3 protein-coding genes and 2 pseudogenes are annotated in these 3,654 nt (G+C 55.3%); 1 reads left to right on the top strand and 4 read right to left on the bottom strand.

The window, feature by feature from the left end:
* Positions 1 to 933: 933 nt before the first annotated feature.
* The gene (locus SB753_RS34260; RefSeq protein WP_000165985.1) at positions 934 to 1,125 is read right to left on the bottom strand and encodes a Rop family plasmid primer RNA-binding protein; all 192 of its coding nucleotides are present in this window, start codon (positions 1,123 to 1,125) and stop codon (positions 934 to 936) included.
* Positions 1,126 to 1,156: 31 nt separating this feature from the next.
* Between SB753_RS34260 and SB753_RS34265 the strand changes: the two genes are divergently transcribed.
* Entirely contained in the window at positions 1,157 to 1,525 is a 369-nt protein-coding gene (locus tag SB753_RS34265) for a hypothetical protein (protein WP_000538659.1), read from the top strand.
* A 17-nt stretch (positions 1,526 to 1,542) separates the two neighbouring features.
* Here SB753_RS34265 and SB753_RS34270 read toward each other — a convergent pair.
* The 3 genes and pseudogenes from SB753_RS34270 to SB753_RS34280 form a co-directional block, all read right to left on the bottom strand.
* A pseudogene (locus SB753_RS34270) lies at positions 1,543 to 1,884 on the bottom strand (hypothetical protein); the annotation flags it as partial.
* A gap of 49 nt (positions 1,885 to 1,933) precedes the next feature.
* Positions 1,934 to 3,016, bottom strand: coding sequence for a DNA-binding transcriptional repressor LacI (gene lacI, locus SB753_RS34275; protein ID WP_410804467.1), 1,083 nt, complete (start codon positions 3,014 to 3,016; stop codon positions 1,934 to 1,936).
* Between the two features lie 79 nt (positions 3,017 to 3,095).
* Positions 3,096 to 3,380, bottom strand: a pseudogene (locus tag SB753_RS34280) (MFS transporter); the annotation flags it as partial.
* Between the last annotated feature and the right edge of the window lie 274 nt (positions 3,381 to 3,654).

Raw genomic sequence — 3,654 nt, forward strand, 5'->3', positions numbered from 1 at the left:
CAAGAGCTACCAACTCTTTTTCCGAAGGTAACTGGCTTCAGCAGAGCGCAGATACCAAATACTGTCCTTCTAGTGTAGCCGTAGTTAGGCCACCACTTCAAGAACTCTGTAGCACCGCCTACATACCTCGCTCTGCTAATCCTGTTACCAGTGGCTGCTGCCAGTGGCGATAAGTCGTGTCTTACCGGGTTGGACTCAAGACGATAGTTACCGGATAAGGCGCAGCGGTCGGGCTGAACGGGGGGTTCGTGCACACAGCCCAGCTTGGAGCGAACGACCTACACCGAACTGAGATACCTACAGCGTGAGCTATGAGAAAGCGCCACGCTTCCCGAAGGGAGAAAGGCGGACAGGTATCCGGTAAGCGGCAGGGTCGGAACAGGAGAGCGCACGAGGGAGCTTCCAGGGGGAAACGCCTGGTATCTTTATAGTCCTGTCGGGTTTCGCCACCTCTGACTTGAGCGTCGATTTTTGTGATGCTCGTCAGGGGGGCGGAGCCTATGGAAAAACGCCAGCAACGCGGCCTTTTTACGGTTCCTGGCCTTTTGCTGGCCTTTTGCTCACATGTTCTTTCCTGCGTTATCCCCTGATTCTGTGGATAACCGTATTACCGCCTTTGAGTGAGCTGATACCGCTCGCCGCAGCCGAACGACCGAGCGCAGCGAGTCAGTGAGCGAGGAAGCGGAAGAGCGCCTGATGCGGTATTTTCTCCTTACGCATCTGTGCGGTATTTCACACCGCAATGGTGCACTCTCAGTACAATCTGCTCTGATGCCGCATAGTTAAGCCAGTATACACTCCGCTATCGCTACGTGACTGGGTCATGGCTGCGCCCCGACACCCGCCAACACCCGCTGACGCGCCCTGACGGGCTTGTCTGCTCCCGGCATCCGCTTACAGACAAGCTGTGACCGTCTCCGGGAGCTGCATGTGTCAGAGGTTTTCACCGTCATCACCGAAACGCGCGAGGCAGCTGCGGTAAAGCTCATCAGCGTGGTCGTGAAGCGATTCACAGATGTCTGCCTGTTCATCCGCGTCCAGCTCGTTGAGTTTCTCCAGAAGCGTTAATGTCTGGCTTCTGATAAAGCGGGCCATGTTAAGGGCGGTTTTTTCCTGTTTGGTCACTGATGCCTCCGTGTAAGGGGGATTTCTGTTCATGGGGGTAATGATACCGATGAAACGAGAGAGGATGCTCACGATACGGGTTACTGATGATGAACATGCCCGGTTACTGGAACGTTGTGAGGGTAAACAACTGGCGGTATGGATGCGGCGGGACCAGAGAAAAATCACTCAGGGTCAATGCCAGCGCTTCGTTAATACAGATGTAGGTGTTCCACAGGGTAGCCAGCAGCATCCTGCGATGCAGATCCGGAACATAATGGTGCAGGGCGCTGACTTCCGCGTTTCCAGACTTTACGAAACACGGAAACCGAAGACCATTCATGTTGTTGCTCAGGTCGCAGACGTTTTGCAGCAGCAGTCGCTTCACGTTCGCTCGCGTATCGGTGATTCATTCTGCTAACCAGTAAGGCAACCCCGCCAGCCTAGCCGGGTCCTCAACGACAGGAGCACGATCATGCGCACCCGTGGGGCCGCCATGCCGGCGATAATGGCCTGCTTCTCGCCGAAACGTTTGGTGGCGGGACCAGTGACGAAGGCTTGAGCGAGGGCGTGCAAGATTCCGAATACCGCAAGCGACAGGCCGATCATCGTCGCGCTCCAGCGAAAGCGGTCCTCGCCGAAAATGACCCAGAGCGCTGCCGGCACCTGTCCTACGAGTTGCATGATAAAGAAGACAGTCATAAGTGCGGCGACGATAGTCATGCCCCGCGCCCACCGGAAGGAGCTGACTGGGTTGAAGGCTCTCAAGGGCATCGGTCGAGATCCCGGTGCCTAATGAGTGAGCTAACTTACATTAATTGCGTTGCGCTCACTGCCCGCTTTCCAGTCGGGAAACCTGTCGTGCCAGCTGCATTAATGAATCGGCCAACGCGCGGGGAGAGGCGGTTTGCGTATTGGGCGCCAGGGTGGTTTTTCTTTTCACCAGTGAGACGGGCAACAGCTGATTGCCCTTCACCGCCTGGCCCTGAGAGAGTTGCAGCAAGCGGTCCACGCTGGTTTGCCCCAGCAGGCGAAAATCCTGTTTGATGGTGGTTAACGGCGGGATATAACATGAGCTGTCTTCGGTATCGTCGTATCCCACTACCGAGATATCCGCACCAACGCGCAGCCCGGACTCGGTAATGGCGCGCATTGCGCCCAGCGCCATCTGATCGTTGGCAACCAGCATCGCAGTGGGAACGATGCCCTCATTCAGCATTTGCATGGTTTGTTGAAAACCGGACATGGCACTCCAGTCGCCTTCCCGTTCCGCTATCGGCTGAATTTGATTGCGAGTGAGATATTTATGCCAGCCAGCCAGACGCAGACGCGCCGAGACAGAACTTAATGGGCCCGCTAACAGCGCGATTTGCTGGTGACCCAATGCGACCAGATGCTCCACGCCCAGTCGCGTACCGTCTTCATGGGAGAAAATAATACTGTTGATGGGTGTCTGGTCAGAGACATCAAGAAATAACGCCGGAACATTAGTGCAGGCAGCTTCCACAGCAATGGCATCCTGGTCATCCAGCGGATAGTTAATGATCAGCCCACTGACGCGTTGCGCGAGAAGATTGTGCACCGTCGCTTTACAGGCTTCGACGCCGCTTCGTTCTACCATCGACACCACCACGCTGGCACCCAGTTGATCGGCGCGAGATTTAATCGCCGCGACAATTTGCGACGGCGCGTGCAGGGCCAGACTGGAGGTGGCAACGCCAATCAGCAACGACTGTTTGCCCGCCAGTTGTTGTGCCACGCGGTTGGGAATGTAATTCAGCTCCGCCATCGCCGCTTCCACTTTTTCCCGCGTTTTCGCAGAAACGTGGCTGGCCTGGTTCACCACGCGGGAAACGGTCTGATAAGAGACACCGGCATACTCTGCGACATCGTATAACGTTACTGGTTTCACATTCACCACCCTGAATTGACTCTCTTCCGGGCGCTATCATGCCATACCGCGAAAGGTTTTGCGCCATTCGATGGTGTCCGGGATCTCGACGCTCTCCCTTATGCGACTCCTGCATTAGGAAGCAGCCCAGTAGTAGGTTGAGGCCGTTGAGCACCGCCGCCGCAAGGAATGGTGCATGCAAGGAGATGGCGCCCAACAGTCCCCCGGCCACGGGGCCTGCCACCATACCCACGCCGAAACAAGCGCTCATGAGCCCGAAGTGGCGAGCCCGATCTTCCCCATCGGTGATGTCGGCGATATAGGCGCCAGCAACCGCACCTGTGGCGCCGGTGATGCCGGCCACGATGCGTCCGGCGTAGAGGATCGAGATCTCGATCCCGCGAAATTAATACGACTCACTATAGGGGAATTGTGAGCGGATAACAATTCCCCTCTAGAAATAATTTTGTTTAACTTTAAGAAGGAGATATACATATGTTTAAACGTAAATCAACCGCAGAACTGGCAGCACAGATGGCAAAACTGAATGGTAATAAAGGCTTTAGCTCAGAAGATAAAGGCGAATGGAAACTGAAACTGGATAATGCAGGTAATGGTCAGGCAGTTATTCGCTTTCTGCCGTCTAAAAATGATGAACA

The organism is Paraburkholderia sp. SIMBA_053, from assembly GCF_046534895.1.
GTDB lineage: Bacteria > Pseudomonadota > Gammaproteobacteria > Burkholderiales > Burkholderiaceae > Paraburkholderia > Paraburkholderia caledonica.

Excerpts from the sequence above, each read along its gene's own strand:
- SB753_RS34265 (WP_000538659.1), top strand. The coding sequence starts at position 1,157 with ATGGGGGTAATGATACCGATGAAACGAGAGAGGATGCTCACGATACGG.